The organism is Micromonospora sp. CNZ296 (assembly GCF_007827635.1).
The window spans coordinates 43,325-57,595 of record NZ_VISW01000013.1; the positions used below are offsets into that span (position 1 = coordinate 43,325).

Consider the following 14,271-nt stretch of genomic DNA (forward strand, 5'->3'; position numbering starts at 1 on the left):
CCCTCGACCCGCTTGAGGTCACAGGATGACGGCCGTGGAGAGCGAGCTTCGCAGCATCGGCGAACTGGCCCGGGCCAGCGGGTTGACGGTCAGCGCGCTGCGGTTCTACGACCGTTCCGGCGTGCTGGCCCCGGCCCGGGTGGACCCGGTGACCGGCTACCGCTGGTACACCGAGGAGCAGGTGGACCCGGCCCGGCTGGTAGCAGGGCTGCGCCGGGTGGGGATGCCGCTGGCCGGCATCGCCGAGGCGCTGCGGAACCGGCACCGGCCGGCCGAGGTGCACCGGCTGCTGGACGCGCACCTGCGCCGCCTGGAGGACGGCCTGGCCGACGCGCGTCGCGAACTCTCCCGGATCCGTAGCCTGATCGACCCGGAGGAGATCACAGTGACCACCCGCCTCGTGCTGTCCCGCACCGACCTCGCCGCCGCCGTGGACGCCGTACGCTTCGCCGTCGGCGCCGACCCCGGGCTGCCGGTCCTGTCCGGCGTGCTGGTGGAGGTCGAGCCGGACGGCGTCCGGCTGGTCGCCACCGACCGGCACCGGCTCGCCGTGGCCCGGGTCGGCGGCACCGTCGACGGCCCGCCGGTGAGCGCGCTGCTGCCGGTGGCCGCCGTCGACGAACTCCGCGCGCTGCTGGACCTCGACGGCGCCGACTCCGCCGAGGTCGTCGTCGCCACCGACCGGGTGACTGTCACGGTGGCGGGCCGGCCGATGACCGCCGTCCCGTTGCCGTACGACTTCCCCGACTACCGGCGGCTGCTGCGGGCGCAGCTCGGCGACGTGCCCACGTACCGGATCCCGTTCGACGGCGCGGCGCTGCGCGCGGCGCTCACCGCCGACGGCGTCCCGGTCTGCCACCGCGCGCACGAGGGAGTCGAGCACGAGGTGGTGGCGCTCGGCCTGGACGGCCGGGGTGAGCTGCGCCTGGTCGACCCGAACGGCGTGGTCGCCGCCGGGGGCGTGGAGGGCGGGGAGGGCGCGGCGGGCGCGGGCGGCCCGGATGCGCTTCGGGTGGCGGTGAACCGCGAGTACCTGCTGGACGCGCTGGGGTCCGGCGACGGCCAGCTCGTGCTGGAGCTGGACGGCCCGATCGCCCCGCTGGCCGTACGGCGGGCCGACGACGCGCACGCCTTCTCGGTCCTGATGCCGGTACGCCTCTGACGTTCCGCGCTCGTCGGCGTCGGTACCGCTCTGCGGCAGGCATCCGTGACTGTGCGTGACGCCGCCGCCCTCCTGGGTGCGTCACCCCTCGCGCACTTTGCTCTGCAGCCATCCGCGCGACGCTGACGCTCCGTCGAACGCCGCGTCGGTGGCTGCAGAGCAAAGTCGCCGGAGGGACATGTCCGCCGGAGAGCGGATCCGCGAGATTGACCAGTTCAGCGAACTAGCGAGCCGCAGCGGGGCGGCACCAGCACCGGAGCACCATCACGGAAAGTGAGAACGGCGCACCGACGGCGGCACCACCACGCACCGTCACCGGAAAGGGCCTCGCGGCGGCGGGCTGCGCGGGCCGGGCCGGGGCGGCGGGGGCGCGACGGTAGCATCTGGAGGTCCCACCTGACTGCCTGGACGGAGGCGTACGAGCAGCATGCTCGACATGGAGTTGATCCGGAAGGATCGCGAGGCGGTGGCGACCGCGCTGGCGAAGCGTCTGGATCCCGCCGAGGTCACCCGGGCGCTGGACGACATCCAGCGGCTCGACCAGGAACGACGCGCCCTGATCACGGAGATCGACGCCGAGCGGCAGCGCCGCAAGGCCGAGGCGCGCGCGTACGCGGAGGCGAAACGGTCCGGCGGCACGCCGCAGCCGGTCGCCCCGGAGGCCGAGCGCAAGCAGCTCGCGGAGCTGGAGTCCCAGCTCGACGAGGTGCAGTCCCGGCTCCGCTCGGCGATGAGCGAGCTGCCGAACCTGCCCGCCGAGGACGTGGTCCCCGGCGGCAAGGAGGCCAACCGGGTGGTGCGGACGTTCGGCGAGGCGCCGGCCATCGAGAAGGTACGCGACCACGTGGAGCTGAGCCGCGCGCTCGGCCTGGTCGACCACGAGCGGGGCGTGAAGCTCGGCGGCTCGGGCTTCTGGATGTACACCGGTCTGGGCGCCCGGCTGGAGTGGGCGCTGGTGAACTGGCTGATCGAGCAGAACATCCAGGCCGGCTACGAGTTCCTGCTCCCGCCGCACCTGCTGCTGGACAGCGCCGGTTTCGCCGCCGGGCAGTTCCCGAAGTTCCACGACGACGTCTACCACATCGACAAGCAGTCGTCCTCGCGCGGCCAGTTCCTGCTGCCCACCGCGGAGACGGCGATCCTCGGCGCGTACCAGGACGAGATCCTGGAGACGCCGAAGCTGCCGTTGAAGGCGTTCGCGTACACGCCGTGCTACCGGCGCGAGGCGGCCGGTTCGCACTCCGACGAGCGCGGCACCGTGCGCGGCCACCAGTTCAACAAGGTGGAGATCTTCCAGTTCACGCTGCCGGAGCAGGCGGGCGAGGCGCTGGAGGCGATGGTCGGGCACGTCGAGGGCCTGGTCGGCAAGCTCGGTCTGCACTTCCAGACCAGCCTGCTCGCCGCCGGTGACGCGAGCGCCTCGATGAAGAAGACGCTCGACGTCGAGGTGTGGATGCCGAGCACCGGCAAGTACAAGGAGGTGTCGTCGGTCTCCTGGGCCGGTGACTACCAGGCCCGCCGGGCGGCGATCCGCTACCGCGAGCCGGGCGCGAAGCAGACCCGTTTCGTGCACACGCTCAACGGCTCGGCGCTCGCCACCAGCCGCCTGTTCCCGGCCATCCTGGAGCAGTGCCAGCAGCCCGACGGCTCGGTGGTGGTCCCGGAGGTCCTCCGCGACAAGCTCGGCACCGACCGCCTCACCCCGCGCTGACCCGCGTCCCCGCCCCCGTCCCCGCCCCACCCGCCTCTCCCCCGCGATCTTGCACTTCCGGCCCGCGAGAAGTCCGCTTCACCCCTTCCGCCCGGGCACCAACTGCAAGATCGCGGGAGAGGGGGCGGGGGCGGGAGAGGGGGCGGCGGGTGAGGGCGGCGAGGAGCAGCGCCGTGAGGACGGCGGGGCCTAGCGTGTCGACGGCGCTCACCACTGACTGCTGGATGCGGGCGGCGGTGCGGATGACCGGGTCGGTGAAGGCGTCGTAGCGGCCCTGGGCGAGGCGTACCTCGTACCAGCCGTACCAGGCGACGTAGCCGCCCGCTACCAGCAGCACCAGGCCGCTCAGCCGCGGCACCCACGCGCCCGCGCCGCGCAGCCGCGCCACGACCCGGCCGCGCAGCAGCGCCACGGCGAGCGCGGCCACGCCGACCACGAGCGCCATCCCCAGCGCGTACGCGCCGAACAGCGCCAGGCCGCGCAGCGGCGACCCTGCCCGCAGGCTGGTCACCACGATCGCCAGGAACGGCGCAATCGCGCAGGTCAGCGACGTGAGCGCGTACGCCGCGCCGAACAGCGCCATGGACGGCCAGGTACGGGTGAGCCGGGGCGCGACACGCAGCGGGCGCGGCGTGGGCAGCCGCCGGCCGGCGAGCAGCCAGCATCCGGCCAGCGCCAGCAGCACGCCGAGCGTCACCGTCAGCCACGGCAGCCGGGGCCGCAGCCAGTCCGCCGCCGGCGCCAGGGCGAGCCCGAACGCGCCGAACACCAGCACGTACCCGAGGGTGAGACCGGCGGTCGCGGTGAGCGCGCGTCCGACCGCGCCGCGCCCGCCGTCGGGGCCGGCGACGAGCAGCGAGAGGTACGCGGGCAGCATCGCGAAGCCGCACGGGTTGACCGCGCCGAGCATGCCCGCGGTGAGCGCGAGCAGCAGCGCGCCGGTCATCCCCGGGCCAGCGTCTCGACCTGCCGGGTCAGTGCCTCGCCGTCCAGGAATCCCTGGTGGACGACCCGGCCGGTGCGGTCCAGGACGACGAACGTGCTCTGCTCGGCCACCTTGAACCGGCGCCACAGCGCGCCCGCCCGGTCGTCGATCTGTGTCGTGCCGCCCAGGTCGAACTCGGTGACGAACGACTTCATCGCCTTCTGCTCGCCGAGTCCGGCGACGCCGACGATGGGGACCGTGTCGCGGTAGGCCGGGGCGATCTCGGCCACCGTCCACGCCTGGCTGGCGCAGGTGGCGCACCAGGGCGCCCAGAACCAGAGCACGACCGGCCGCCCGGCCAGGGCGGCGGCGTCGAACGCCGTACCGTCGAGGGTCTTGCCGGTGAACGACAGCGCGGCCGGCACCGCGGCCGGTGACGCGGACGCCGGTGCGGATGCCGGCCCGGACGGGGACGCGGCGGCCGGGGGCGCCGGTGCGACCGCTCCGGCCCGGTCCCCGGGCTCGGGCCCGGCGGCGCAGGCGGTCGCGGCGGCGAGCGTGGCGGCCAGTAGGGCGACGGCTGTCACACGAGCGGCGGTACGCATCGGCGGCTCCTGGTTCTACTCGGCCCGGACCAGGCGGAGCGCGAGTTCGGGACAGACCTTGACCGCCTTGAGCGCGCCCTCGCGCAGCCACGTCGGCACCGGGGTGGGCGGGAACGCCGGGTAGCCGTTGCCGTCGAGCCGGATGAAGTCGGGTACGACGTGCGCGCACAGCCCGTGGCCGTCGCAGCGTGACCAGTCCAGGGTGAGCTTCTGCGGGTTGGCGTCCGGCGCGCCGGGCAGGCCCATCATGCCCTTGACGCGTTTGCCGCAGCCCTCGCCGGTGGCGTGCAGCCGCAGGTCGTCGGCGAACACCTCCATGGCGGACAGCGCGAACCGGGCGGTGCCGTCCGGGTGGCTGCACGCGCCGCGTCCCTTGACGTCGCCGGCGGCGGCCCGGACCAGTTCGACGGGTGCGCTGCCGGAGACCGCGAGGTCGACCGAGCGGGCCAGGTCGGGCAGGCCCATCTTGCACGGGCCGCACTGCCCGGCGGACTCGCCCGCCAGGTAGCGCACCACCTGCGCGGCCTCGCCGAGCGGGCAGGTGTCGGCACCGAGCGGCACGATGATGCCGGCACCGAGCGTGCCGCCCACGGCGGTGAGCCCCTTGCGGGACACCTCGGCCCGCTCGGCGGCCGCCGCGGTGATCCACTTGCCGTGGTAGCCGCCCATCAGGATGCCCGGGCCGGGCGGCACCTCGCACAGGTCGAGGATCTCCCGCAGCGGGGTGCCGGCCGCGCACTCCACCACGGCGGGGCGCTTCGCCGACCCGGTGACTGTGAGCAGCACGGTGCCCGGCTCGTCGTCGGTGCCGAGCGCGGCGTACTCGTACGGGCCGATCCGGGCGGCGACGGCGAGCTGGGAGTACGTCTCGGCGTTCGACAGCAGCGTGGGCAGACCGCCGACGCCGGAGTCGCTGGAACGCTTCTTCGTGCCGGGCGGGATGTGCGGCAGGCCGTTGATGCCGTTGACCAGCGCGCCGCCCTCACCGGAGATGAACCGGTGCGGCACCGTGACGATGGTGGTCGGCACCGGCATCCGCCGTTCCTGCAACGCCTCGGTCAGCGAGGGCCGGCCCACGTCGTCGTCGGCCACCCCGATCACGATCTCCTCGGCGTCGAGCGCGAACGCGGCGAGCGCGGCGCCGTCCAGGATGAGGTGCGGGGCGCGGGTGAGCAGCACCTTGTCCTTCCAGCTCGCCGGCTCCCCCTCGGTGGCGTTGACCACCACCACGGCGCCGAGGTCCTGCCGCTCGCAGGACTCCAGCACGGCGCGCAGCTTGCGGGCGAACGGGAAGCCCGCGCCGCCCTTGCCCTTGAGGTCGATCGCCTCGGCGAGTCGCAGCAGCGCCGCCGGTTCCATCGGGCCGATCGGGCCGTGCACCTCCTCGTGGGCCAGCAGGTCGAGCCGGCCGAACTCGGCGAACCCGGCGGTCAGGCGGGGCTCGCCGACACAGGCGACCGGCGGGACCGTCGTGCGCGTCACCGGGCCTCACCTCGCAGCCCGGCCCAGTACGCGCCGTCGACCGCGTCCGCGTCGGCCCGCTTGCGACGGCCGGACCGGCTCTCCTTGCCCGCGCGCATCGCCCGGCGGGAGGCGAGGTCGACGAGCGTCGGGGTGTCGTCCACGAACGCCTCGTCGGCGGCGTAGCGGGCCGGCGGGCGCCAGTAGTCCGGCTCCTCCGGCACGTCCTCCTCGTCGCGGTAGCGGCGGCCGGACCCGCTGAGCGGTTCGGCCGAGAGCGGGGTGCCGGAGATCGGGCCGGCCGAGATCGGCTCACCGGAGATCGGGCGGCTCTCCCAGCGGCGCGGGCTGTCCCACGGCTCCTCCGGCTCGTCGGTGGCGCGCGGCGGCGCGGAGTAGCGGGCCACCTCGGCCGCGGTGGCGTACCGGCTGCTGTCCGGGGGTGCGGAGTGGCGGCCGCCGGTGTCCGGCGGCGCCGAGTGCCGGCCGCCGCTCTCCGGCGGAGCCGAGTACCTGGCGACCAGATCCTCGTCGTCGCGGGACCGGCGGCTCACCCGCTCCTCGTTCCGGGACCGGCGGGTCACGCGCTCCTCGTCGTCGCGCCGACGGCGGCGGGACCGCTCGCCGTCGGTCCGGCGGGCCGGCGCCGCCTCCTCGTCCCGGGCGCGGACGACGGGCTCGCGCTCCTCGTCGCGGCGGCGGGCGGGCGCCTCCTGGGTGCGGGCGCGCCGGGCAGGCGCGTCCGGTTCGGCGTCGCGCCGCCGGGCGGCTGCCGCGCGGACCGGCTCGCGCAGCGACCCGGGTTCCGGTACCACGGGTACGGCGAACCGCTCCGGGTCGCGCCGCCGGGCGGTGCCCGCCGGTGCGGTCCAGGTGGCTGTCGCCTCGGCCCAGCGTCCCCGGCCGGCGCCGCTGTCCTCCTTGTCCGCGGCCTTCTTCCGGGTGAGCGCGGCGAACACGCCGGTACGCTCCTCGCCCTTGCCGGCCATCGCCTTGTTGAGCGCGACGGCCTGGTGCTGCTCGCGGCTGCGCTTGCCGAGGTGGACCGAGACGCGGACCAGCAGCGCCATCACCACCAGCACCACGCAGGCGAGGTAGCTCAGCACCACCCAGCCGGCGGCGGGCCGGCCGGCGTTGAGGCCGTGCACGAGCGCAAACGGCCAGGACACGTACGCCATCGAGTGCAGTCCGCGCCAGAACCACTTGGGACCGACGCCGGCGAACCGGACCCGGATCAGGCCGGTCCAGAGCACGCCCACCATCAGCAGCGCGGCGACGGTGCCGAGCCCGATGTAGAGGCCGCTGCCGCTGATGAACGGCACCACCGCGTCGGTCGGCCCGGCCCGGCCGATCGCGACCTTGGTGATGACGTGGAAGACCAGCCCGGCCACGCCGAGCACGCCGGTGGCGCGGTGCGCCGACTGGAGCAGCACGCGGTGCCGGATGAGCAGCACCAGGCGGTCGGTGGCGAGCAGGCCCAGCATCACGGTGATGCTGAGCGAGACCAGGGCGACCACCCCGGCGAAGAACTCGGTGAAGAAGAATCCGTACGAGTACATGACGCCGCCGGCGCCGGCCAGCTCCACCCCGGCCCACGCGAGGCCGAGCGCGGAGGCGGTCAGCGCCACCATCGCGGACTTCGACATCGTCCGGGCACCACGACTGGTGGTGGTGGTCCGGACGGTCGTCGCCTTCTCGTTCTGCTGTGCCCGGGCCATCTGCTCCTCGATCGTCTCGCGGCGGCGCCCCCACCGGCCGACCCTGCTCCCACCTCAGGTACGGAGGGACGGCGCGGACGGATCACCTCCGGTGGCGAATTTCTCGGCCGGATTCTCGAACCGTCCGGACCGGACGCGCGTGTAGCGCCTGACGCAACGACGGATGCCCATGCGTTGACAGACTTTGCAACAGGCTCGTAACCTTGCCGCAAAATTTCAGGCTGGTTGCAAGAAGCCGGCACTGATACAGGCTCCACTCCCCCGCATCCCCCGCACCCCGCAGGAGTCCTGATGCATCGACGCCGATGCCGCGCCGCCGCGCTCGCCCTGGGTCTGGCCGCGAGTCTGCTCGTCCCCCTCACCGCGGCGGCACCCCCGGCCGCCGCCGCCACCCCCGGCGCCAAGAAGGTCATCGTCCAGCTCTTCGAGTGGAACTGGACCTCGGTGGCCGCCGAGTGCACCAGCACGCTGGGCCCGAAGGGCTACGGCTACGTGCAGGTGTCCCCGCCGCAGGAGCACGTCAACAGCAGCCCGTGGTGGGTGTCGTACCAGCCGGTCAGCTACCGGATCGAGTCCCGCAAGGGCACCCGCGCGCAGTTCCAGTCCATGGTGAACACCTGTCACGCCGCGGGCGTCAAGGTGATCGTCGACGCCGTGGTCAACCACATGTCCGGCCAGGAGAACGGCGGCACCGGCTGGGCCGGCTCGTCGTACGGCCACTACAACTACCCGGGCGTCTACTCGGCGCAGGACTTCCACTACTGCGGACGCAACGGCAACAACGACATCGCCAACTACAACGACCGGTACGAGGTGCAGAACTGCGAGCTGGTCAACCTGGCCGACCTCAAGACCGAGTCGGAGTACGTGCGCGGCCGGCTGGCCGCGTACCTCAACGACCTGCTCTCGCTCGGCGTCGACGGTTTCCGCCTGGACGGCAGCAAGCACATGCCGGCCGCCGACATCGCGGCGATCAAGGCCAAGCTGAACCGCAGCGCGTACCTGGTGCAGGAGGTCATCTACGGCGCCGGTGAGCCGATCCAGCCGACCGAGTACACCGGCAACGGCGACGTGCACGAGTTCCGGTACGGCAAGGACCTGGCCCGGATGTTCAACAACGAGCGTCTCGCGTACCTGCGGAACTTCGGCGAGTCCTGGGGCTACCTGTCGAGCGCGAAGGCGGTGGTCTTCACCGACAACCACGACACCCAGCGCGAGGGCGGCGTGCTCACCTACCGCAACCGCGGCACGTACGCGCTCGCCAACGCGTTCATGCTGGCCTGGCCGTACGGCACCCCGGCGGTGATGTCGAGCTTCACCTACAGCGGCCGGGACCAGGGCCCGCCCGCCGACGGCAGCAACCGGATCACCAACGTCACCTGCTACTCGGGCTGGGAGTGCGAGCACCGCTGGCCGGTCATCGCCAACATGGTCGGCTTCCGCAACGCCACCGAGGGCGCCGGGGTCTCCAACTGGTACGACAACGGCTACCAGCACATCGCGTTCAGCCGTACCGGCAAGGGCTACCTGACGATCAACGACGAGGACAGCGCGGTGAACGGCCGGTCGTACTACACCGGGCTGCCGGCGGGCCGCTACTGCGACGTCATCCACGGCACGTTCAGCAACGGCTCGTGCAGCGGCCCGGTGATCACCGTGGACTCGTCCGGCTGGTTCGCCGCGAACATCGCCGCGCACGACGGAATCGCCATCCACATCGGCGCGAAGCTCAGCTGAGCCACCCGGGCCGCGAAGCCCCCGTACCCGCAGTACCGGGTACGGGGGCTTCCGGTCGGTTACAGTCGGTTTCGTGCTTTTCGACCGGTTCGCCACGCGCCGGCCTCCCGGCTGGCTGATCGCCGCGCTCGCCGTACCGCTGCTGCTCGTCACCGCGCTGCTGGTCGGCCGCGCGCTCACCGCCGCGCCCGCGCGCCAGGCGGCGCCGCCCGCCGCCGCGCCCCCGGCCACGACCGCCGCGCCGAGTCCGTCGCCGGTGGAGTCGGTGCCGCCCGCCGCGCCGGCACCGGACGACCTGCCGGTGGTCACCTACGACCCGGCGCCCCGCGGCTTCCCGCCCGACCCGGACCCGGCCGACACCCGCCCGCTGAGCGAGGGGCTGCGCCCGAACCGGAACGTGGCCGCCTACGACGCACCGGGCGGCCGGCCGCTGGCGTTCCTCGCGCCGACCATCAGCGGCGTACGGCTCACCGTGCCGATCGTCGACCGCCGCTCCGGCTGGACGGCGGTGCTGCTGCCGTCGGCGAACCGCACCATCGCCTGGCTGCCGTCCGGCGGCTGGACCACTGTGGTGCTGCGCGACCAGATCGTGGTGGAGCGGCGCACCCACCGCCTCACCTGGAGCCGGGACGGGCGCGCGATGCGCACCTGGCCGGTCAGCCTCGGCATGTCCGGGCAGCTCACCCCGCTGGGCCGCACGTTCGTGCTGGGCCGCACCCCGCCCCCGGAGGCCGTCTACGGCGGCGTCGACATCTTCGCCCTCGGCGCGATCCCCGACGACCCGGGCGCGGTGCCGACCGGGCTGCGCGGGGCCCACATCGGCCTGCACAGCTGGTACAACGACGACACGCTCGGCAAGAACGTCACGAACGGCTGCATCCGGCTGACCCGCAGCGCCCAGCGCCTGCTGCTGACCGAGGTCGAGCCGGGCACCGCCTTCGTGGTGGTCGACCGCCTGCCCTGACCGGGCTCGGCCCAGCAGCCGGCCGTCGGCCCGGATCCGCTCAGGCCGTCGCGCCGCCGTCGACCGCGATCGACGCGCCGGTGATGTGCCGTCCGCCGGCGCCCACCAGGTGACTGACAGTCGCCGCCACGTCGTCCGGATCCGCGTACCGGCCGAGGGCGATGTGCGACCGCTGCCCGTCCGCGCCCGCGCTGTCCGCCGGGTTCATGTCGGTGTCGGTCGAGCCGGGCAGGATCAGGTTGACGGTGATCCCACGCGGACCGAGCTCGCGGGCGAGCGCCCGGGTCAGCCCGTTCACGGCGCTCTTGGTCATCGCGTACGCGCTCACCCCGGGTGCCGGGACACGGCTGGCGAAGCTGCTGCCGATGTTGACGATCCGCCCACCCGCACCCATGTGGCGTACCGCCGCCTGGGTGACGAGGTAGACCCCGCGCACGTTCACCGCGATCGCCCGGTCCAGGGCCTCAAGGCTGACCGACTCGATCGGCCCACCCGCGAACACCCCGGCGTTGTTGACCAGGATGTCCAACCGCCCCAACTCGGCGACGGTCCGCTCCACGGCGCCGACCACGGCCGTCGCGTCGGTACTGTCCGCATTGATCGCCAGCCCGGTCCGGCCGTACGCCTCGATCTGGCTCACCACGGACTTCGCGCTGTCCTCCGCGGTGCGGTAGGTGAACGCGACGTGGATGCCGTCCTCGGCCAGCCGGCGCGCGACGGCAGCGCCGATACCCCGGCTCCCGCCCGTCACCAGGGCAACCCTGTCGGCAAGTCTGACCGTCATGCCGTCATCCTGACAGTCGACTCAGGACGCTGATCATCCGGGCCACCCGTCCGTTCCCTGTCCGTTCGATCAGACAGGATTGCCGGCACCCAGTCCGGGTACGCGCGGGCCGTCCAGCGGCGAAACGGGGAGACTAGACATGAGCGCACCGACGGGACGGGTCGACACGATCGTGCTCATCCACGGGCTCTGGATGACCTCGCGGAGCTGGGAGCACTGGGCGCAGCGGTACGCCGCGCGCGGCTTCCAGGTGCTCACGCCCGCCTGGCCCGGCATGGACCGCGAGGTGGAGGAGCTGCGGGCCGACCCGGCGCCGATCGCCGCGCAGCGGATCGCCGACATCGCCGACCACTACGAGGCGATCATCAGGGACCTGCCGCGCCCGCCGATCATCATGGGCCACTCGTTCGGCGGCCTGATCGCCCAGTTGCTGGCGGACCGCCGCCTCGGCGCCGCGGTGGTCGCCGTGCACCCCGCGCCGGTACGGGGCGTGCTCAAGCTGCCGCCCAGCACGCTGCGCTCCGGGTACTCGATCCTGCACAACCCGGCGAACCGGCACCGCGCCGTGCCGTTCACCCCGGAGGACTTCCGGTACGCCTTCGGCAACACCATCAGCCAGGAGCAGTCCGACGCGGCCTGGGAACGGTACGCCGTACCGGGCGCCGGGCACGTGCTGTTCGAGGCGGCGTTCGCCAATCTGGACCCGAACTCGGCCACCGAGATCGACAAGAAGCGCAGCGACCGCGCCCCGCTGCTGATCACCGCGGGCGGCGAGGACCACGTGGTGCCCGCATCGCTGGCCACCAGCATCTCCAACCTCTACCGGAGTTCGACGGCGCTCACCGGCTACCGGGGGTTCCCCGGCCGGTCGCACTTCGTCGGCGGCGAACCGGGCTGGGAGGAGGAGGCGGACTTCGCGCTGGAGTGGGCGGTGGAGGCGGCGAACGAGTTCTCCCCGACGGTGGTCGCCGAGGCCCCTCGACGGCGCTGACCCCCGGCGGTCGCTCATCGCGGCCGGAACCGCCGGGAGCACTCACCGTCGTGTCCGGGCCGGAGCAGACACCGCTGCCCGCCGGGCAGCAACCGGTCGCAGAACACCCAGTGGCGGACGTTCTGGTCGTCCTCCGCCGAGACAGTGGTGCCGCCCGGCTCGGTCTGCGGCAGAACGTGGGTCCAGTGCGCCACCACCCTCGCCAGCCGCTGAGCGGAGAGCAGGTCGTTGACGACGACCGGCAGATGGATCACCCAGCGCTCGGTCACCTGTCGTACCCCCGTTCGTTGCGGGCCTGGGCCTGCTCCGACTGCCAGCGGCGCAGCGCGTTCTTGATCCGGTCCGTCTCCCGGCGGCTCTGCGCCAGCGCGTCGTAGACGGCGGCCAGGTCACCGGCGACGCGGTCGAGGAACTCCCGCACCTCCTGCGGGTCGAGCCCGCGCCGGCCCAGCGGGGTCGTCCGGAAGCTCCGCTCGCGCACCTGCCAGGGGCGCAGCGGGTGGTAGGCCGACGAGCGATAGCAGGTCGATCCGAGGACCGACCGCCGGCGACGCCGGACACGCCGGAGGAAGACGCGCATGGCAGGACCTGCCTCTCACCGTCGAGATCGAACCGTGGAAGGGGTGGATCCGCCGACCCGCCCCGCACCGGCGGACCCACCCCGGCACCTGCCACCGCAGCCTTCGACCAGCAGTACGTCAGCAGGGCTCACATGGCCACTGAGCAGCGAGAACTCCACAGTGGCCGCAGAGGCAGTGAAGCACTGGACAAGCGCAATTGCAACATTGCAATAGCAGCTTGGCGATAGCGACCTACCCAAAGAAAGATACTCGCTGTGACGTGTCTATTGATTGCGAGACAGGACGGCGCTTCAATTGGACGTCCACTTGTTGAGGAACAACCGCAGTCGGAGGCAGTGCGTGTCACAAGGAGTCACCGGCTCGACGATGTTGCGGCGGCAGATCGGCCGCAAGTTCGAGTCACTGCGCAAGTCCGCAGGACTGACGATGGAGCAGGCTGCGGAACGTCTGGACCGAGCGCGGGCGACGCTGCATCGGATCGAGAACGGTGCCGAGCACGTCCGCTTCCGGCAGGCAGACGTACAACAGATGCTCGACCTCTATGGCGCATCCGCCGACGACCGTGAGCTGCTGCTTGCCCTGACGGCAGCCACCAGAGAGAACAAGAACTGGTGGCACGACTATGTCGGCTCGGGCCTACCGCGCTGGTTCCAGCTCTACATCGGGCTCGAAGCTGCCGCATCCACCATCCGGCAGTACGAGGCCGAACTGGTTCCCGGCTTGCTCCAAACACGCGCCTACGCCGAGGAGGTCTTCCGAACGCCTGGCGGCTCGATCGACGCGAAGGACAGCAGCGAGCGTCAGCGGGCGGTCCAACTGCGCGTCGAGCGGCAGGCGCTTCTCACCCGGTTCTCCGCGCCGCAACTCAGCGTGATAATCAACGAGGCCGTGTTGCGTCGACGAGTCGGCAGCGCCACGATCATGGCCGAACAGCTTCACCAGATCCTGAAGGCAGCAGAGCTACCCAACGTGACCGTCCAAGTTGTGGAATTTTCCGCCGGGCTGCATGCCGGGGCCATGGCGGGAGCCTTCTCGATCTTGGACTTCCCGAAGGACAGCAACGGCAAGGAGCTGGAACCACCGGTGGCTTACCTGGAGGCAGCGACCGGCGCCATCTACCTCGACAAGCCGCACGAGATTGCCGCCTACGACACCATCTGGGCCGACATGACGAGCCGCGCCCTCACCGAGTCCCGATCGAAGAGTCTGATCCAGCAAGTCGCAGAGGAGTACTCCCGTGCCTGACCTGACCGGCGCAGTCTGGCGCAAGTCGAGTCGCAGCAACAACGGTGGCAACTGTGTCGAGGTCGCCGACGGCCTGCCCGGCGTCGTGGGGCTACGTGACAGCAAGGAACCCGCCGGCTCGGCCCTCGCCTTCCCGCCTAGCAGTTGGACCGCCTTCATCCGGGCCGTCAAGAACGAGACGCTCGGCCAGTGACCGGCCGTCTCGGCTGGTGGCAGGCGTACGACGACGTGCTGCCGGACGATGCGGACCGGCCCGGCCGCACCATCCAGATCCTGATCTTCGGCGCGGACGAGTGCGGGTCGATGGGCAGCACCTTAAGCGTGCTGACCTTCCCGAGCCGGCCGATCCGGGGGTCGTCTACGTCGAGACCCGCGCGGGTAGCCTCA

General features: G+C 72.5%; 14 protein-coding genes. 7 read left to right on the forward strand and 7 right to left on the reverse strand.

Annotation, left to right across the window (positions count from 1 at the left end; genetic code table 11):
• Window positions 1-25 precede the first annotated feature (25 nt).
• Entirely contained in the window at window positions 26-1,162 is a 1,137-nt protein-coding gene (locus FB455_RS21435; RefSeq protein ID WP_145754782.1) for a DNA polymerase III subunit beta family protein, read from the forward strand.
• Window positions 1,163-1,589: 427 nt separating this feature from the next.
• Window positions 1,590-2,873, forward strand: a complete 1,284-nt coding sequence (gene serS, locus FB455_RS21440) for a serine--tRNA ligase (protein ID WP_013287859.1) — start codon at window positions 1,590-1,592, stop codon at window positions 2,871-2,873.
• On the opposite strand, the gene FB455_RS21445 is transcribed toward serS, so the two are convergent.
• Genes FB455_RS21445 through FB455_RS21460 form a run of 4 tightly spaced genes read right to left on the reverse strand, consistent with a single transcriptional unit; the run spans window position 2,860 to window position 7,582 of the window.
• Window positions 2,860-3,819 (reverse strand): cytochrome c biogenesis CcdA family protein, encoded by a 960-nt coding sequence (locus FB455_RS21445; protein WP_145754785.1) that lies wholly within the window; start codon window positions 3,817-3,819, stop codon window positions 2,860-2,862. The two genes, serS and FB455_RS21445, sit on opposite strands and share 14 nt — an antisense overlap.
• On the reverse strand, window positions 3,816-4,403 hold the full coding sequence (locus FB455_RS21450; RefSeq protein WP_145754787.1) for a redoxin family protein: 588 nt from the start codon (window positions 4,401-4,403) through the stop codon (window positions 3,816-3,818). The genes FB455_RS21445 and FB455_RS21450 overlap by 4 nt, the downstream gene beginning before the upstream one ends.
• A gap of 15 nt (window positions 4,404-4,418) precedes the next feature.
• Window positions 4,419-5,885, reverse strand: a complete 1,467-nt coding sequence (locus tag FB455_RS21455; RefSeq protein WP_013287862.1) for an NADH-quinone oxidoreductase subunit NuoF family protein — start codon at window positions 5,883-5,885, stop codon at window positions 4,419-4,421.
• Window positions 5,882-7,582: a ferric reductase-like transmembrane domain-containing protein gene (locus FB455_RS21460; RefSeq protein WP_145754789.1), complete on the reverse strand. Its 1,701-nt coding sequence runs from the start codon at window positions 7,580-7,582 to the stop codon at window positions 5,882-5,884. The genes FB455_RS21455 and FB455_RS21460 overlap by 4 nt, the downstream gene beginning before the upstream one ends.
• A 291-nt stretch (window positions 7,583-7,873) precedes the next feature.
• On the opposite strand from FB455_RS21460, the gene FB455_RS21465 reads away from it, so the two are divergent.
• Complete coding sequence (locus tag FB455_RS21465; RefSeq protein WP_047893734.1) at window positions 7,874-9,319, forward strand: alpha-amylase; 1,446 nt, start codon at window positions 7,874-7,876, stop codon at window positions 9,317-9,319.
• Window positions 9,320-9,392: 73 nt separating this feature from the next.
• Window positions 9,393-10,283, forward strand: a complete 891-nt coding sequence (locus FB455_RS21470; protein WP_013287865.1) for a L,D-transpeptidase — start codon at window positions 9,393-9,395, stop codon at window positions 10,281-10,283.
• Window positions 10,284-10,323: 40 nt separating this feature from the next.
• On the opposite strand, the gene FB455_RS21475 is transcribed toward FB455_RS21470, so the two are convergent.
• Window positions 10,324-11,067, reverse strand: a complete 744-nt coding sequence (locus tag FB455_RS21475; protein ID WP_013287866.1) for an SDR family NAD(P)-dependent oxidoreductase — start codon at window positions 11,065-11,067, stop codon at window positions 10,324-10,326.
• Between the two features lie 139 nt (window positions 11,068-11,206).
• Between FB455_RS21475 and FB455_RS21480 the strand changes: the two genes are divergently transcribed.
• Window positions 11,207-12,058 carry an alpha/beta hydrolase gene (locus FB455_RS21480; protein ID WP_145754792.1) on the forward strand — a complete coding sequence of 284 codons (852 nt, stop codon included), beginning with the start codon at window positions 11,207-11,209 and terminating at the stop codon, window positions 12,056-12,058.
• A 14-nt stretch (window positions 12,059-12,072) separates the two neighbouring features.
• On the opposite strand, the gene FB455_RS21485 is transcribed toward FB455_RS21480, so the two are convergent.
• The gene (locus FB455_RS21485) at window positions 12,073-12,327 is read right to left on the reverse strand and encodes a hypothetical protein (RefSeq protein WP_013287870.1); all 255 of its coding nucleotides are present in this window, start codon (window positions 12,325-12,327) and stop codon (window positions 12,073-12,075) included.
• A complete protein-coding gene (locus FB455_RS21490; protein ID WP_030271676.1) occupies window positions 12,324-12,638 on the reverse strand; it encodes a DivIVA domain-containing protein in 315 nt (104 codons plus the stop codon). The genes FB455_RS21485 and FB455_RS21490 overlap by 4 nt, the downstream gene beginning before the upstream one ends.
• 367 nt (window positions 12,639-13,005) lie before the next feature.
• On the opposite strand from FB455_RS21490, the gene FB455_RS21495 reads away from it, so the two are divergent.
• Together FB455_RS21495 and FB455_RS21500 are read left to right on the forward strand one after the other, a co-directional pair.
• Entirely contained in the window at window positions 13,006-13,884 is an 879-nt protein-coding gene (locus tag FB455_RS21495; protein WP_030271678.1) for a helix-turn-helix domain-containing protein, read from the forward strand.
• On the forward strand, window positions 13,877-14,077 hold the full coding sequence (locus FB455_RS21500) for a DUF397 domain-containing protein (RefSeq protein ID WP_030271680.1): 201 nt from the start codon (window positions 13,877-13,879) through the stop codon (window positions 14,075-14,077). Before FB455_RS21495 ends, FB455_RS21500 begins: the two co-directional genes overlap by 8 nt.
• The last annotated feature ends 194 nt before the right edge of the window (window positions 14,078-14,271 follow it).

Excerpts from the sequence above, each read along its gene's own strand:
- FB455_RS21435 (WP_145754782.1), top strand. The coding sequence starts at position 26 with ATGACGGCCGTGGAGAGCGAGCTTCGCAGCATCGGCGAACTGGCCCGG.
- serS (WP_013287859.1), top strand. The coding sequence starts at position 1,590 with ATGCTCGACATGGAGTTGATCCGGAAGGATCGCGAGGCGGTGGCGACC.
- FB455_RS21445 (WP_145754785.1), bottom strand. The coding sequence starts at position 3,819 with ATGACCGGCGCGCTGCTGCTCGCGCTCACCGCGGGCATGCTCGGCGCG.
- FB455_RS21450 (WP_145754787.1), bottom strand. The coding sequence starts at position 4,403 with ATGCGTACCGCCGCTCGTGTGACAGCCGTCGCCCTACTGGCCGCCACG.
- FB455_RS21460 (WP_145754789.1), bottom strand. The coding sequence starts at position 7,582 with ATGGCCCGGGCACAGCAGAACGAGAAGGCGACGACCGTCCGGACCACC.
- FB455_RS21465 (WP_047893734.1), top strand. The coding sequence starts at position 7,874 with ATGCATCGACGCCGATGCCGCGCCGCCGCGCTCGCCCTGGGTCTGGCC.
- FB455_RS21475 (WP_013287866.1), bottom strand. The coding sequence starts at position 11,067 with ATGACGGTCAGACTTGCCGACAGGGTTGCCCTGGTGACGGGCGGGAGC.
- FB455_RS21480 (WP_145754792.1), top strand. The coding sequence starts at position 11,207 with ATGAGCGCACCGACGGGACGGGTCGACACGATCGTGCTCATCCACGGG.
- FB455_RS21490 (WP_030271676.1), bottom strand. The coding sequence starts at position 12,638 with ATGCGCGTCTTCCTCCGGCGTGTCCGGCGTCGCCGGCGGTCGGTCCTC.
- FB455_RS21495 (WP_030271678.1), top strand. The coding sequence starts at position 13,006 with ATGTTGCGGCGGCAGATCGGCCGCAAGTTCGAGTCACTGCGCAAGTCC.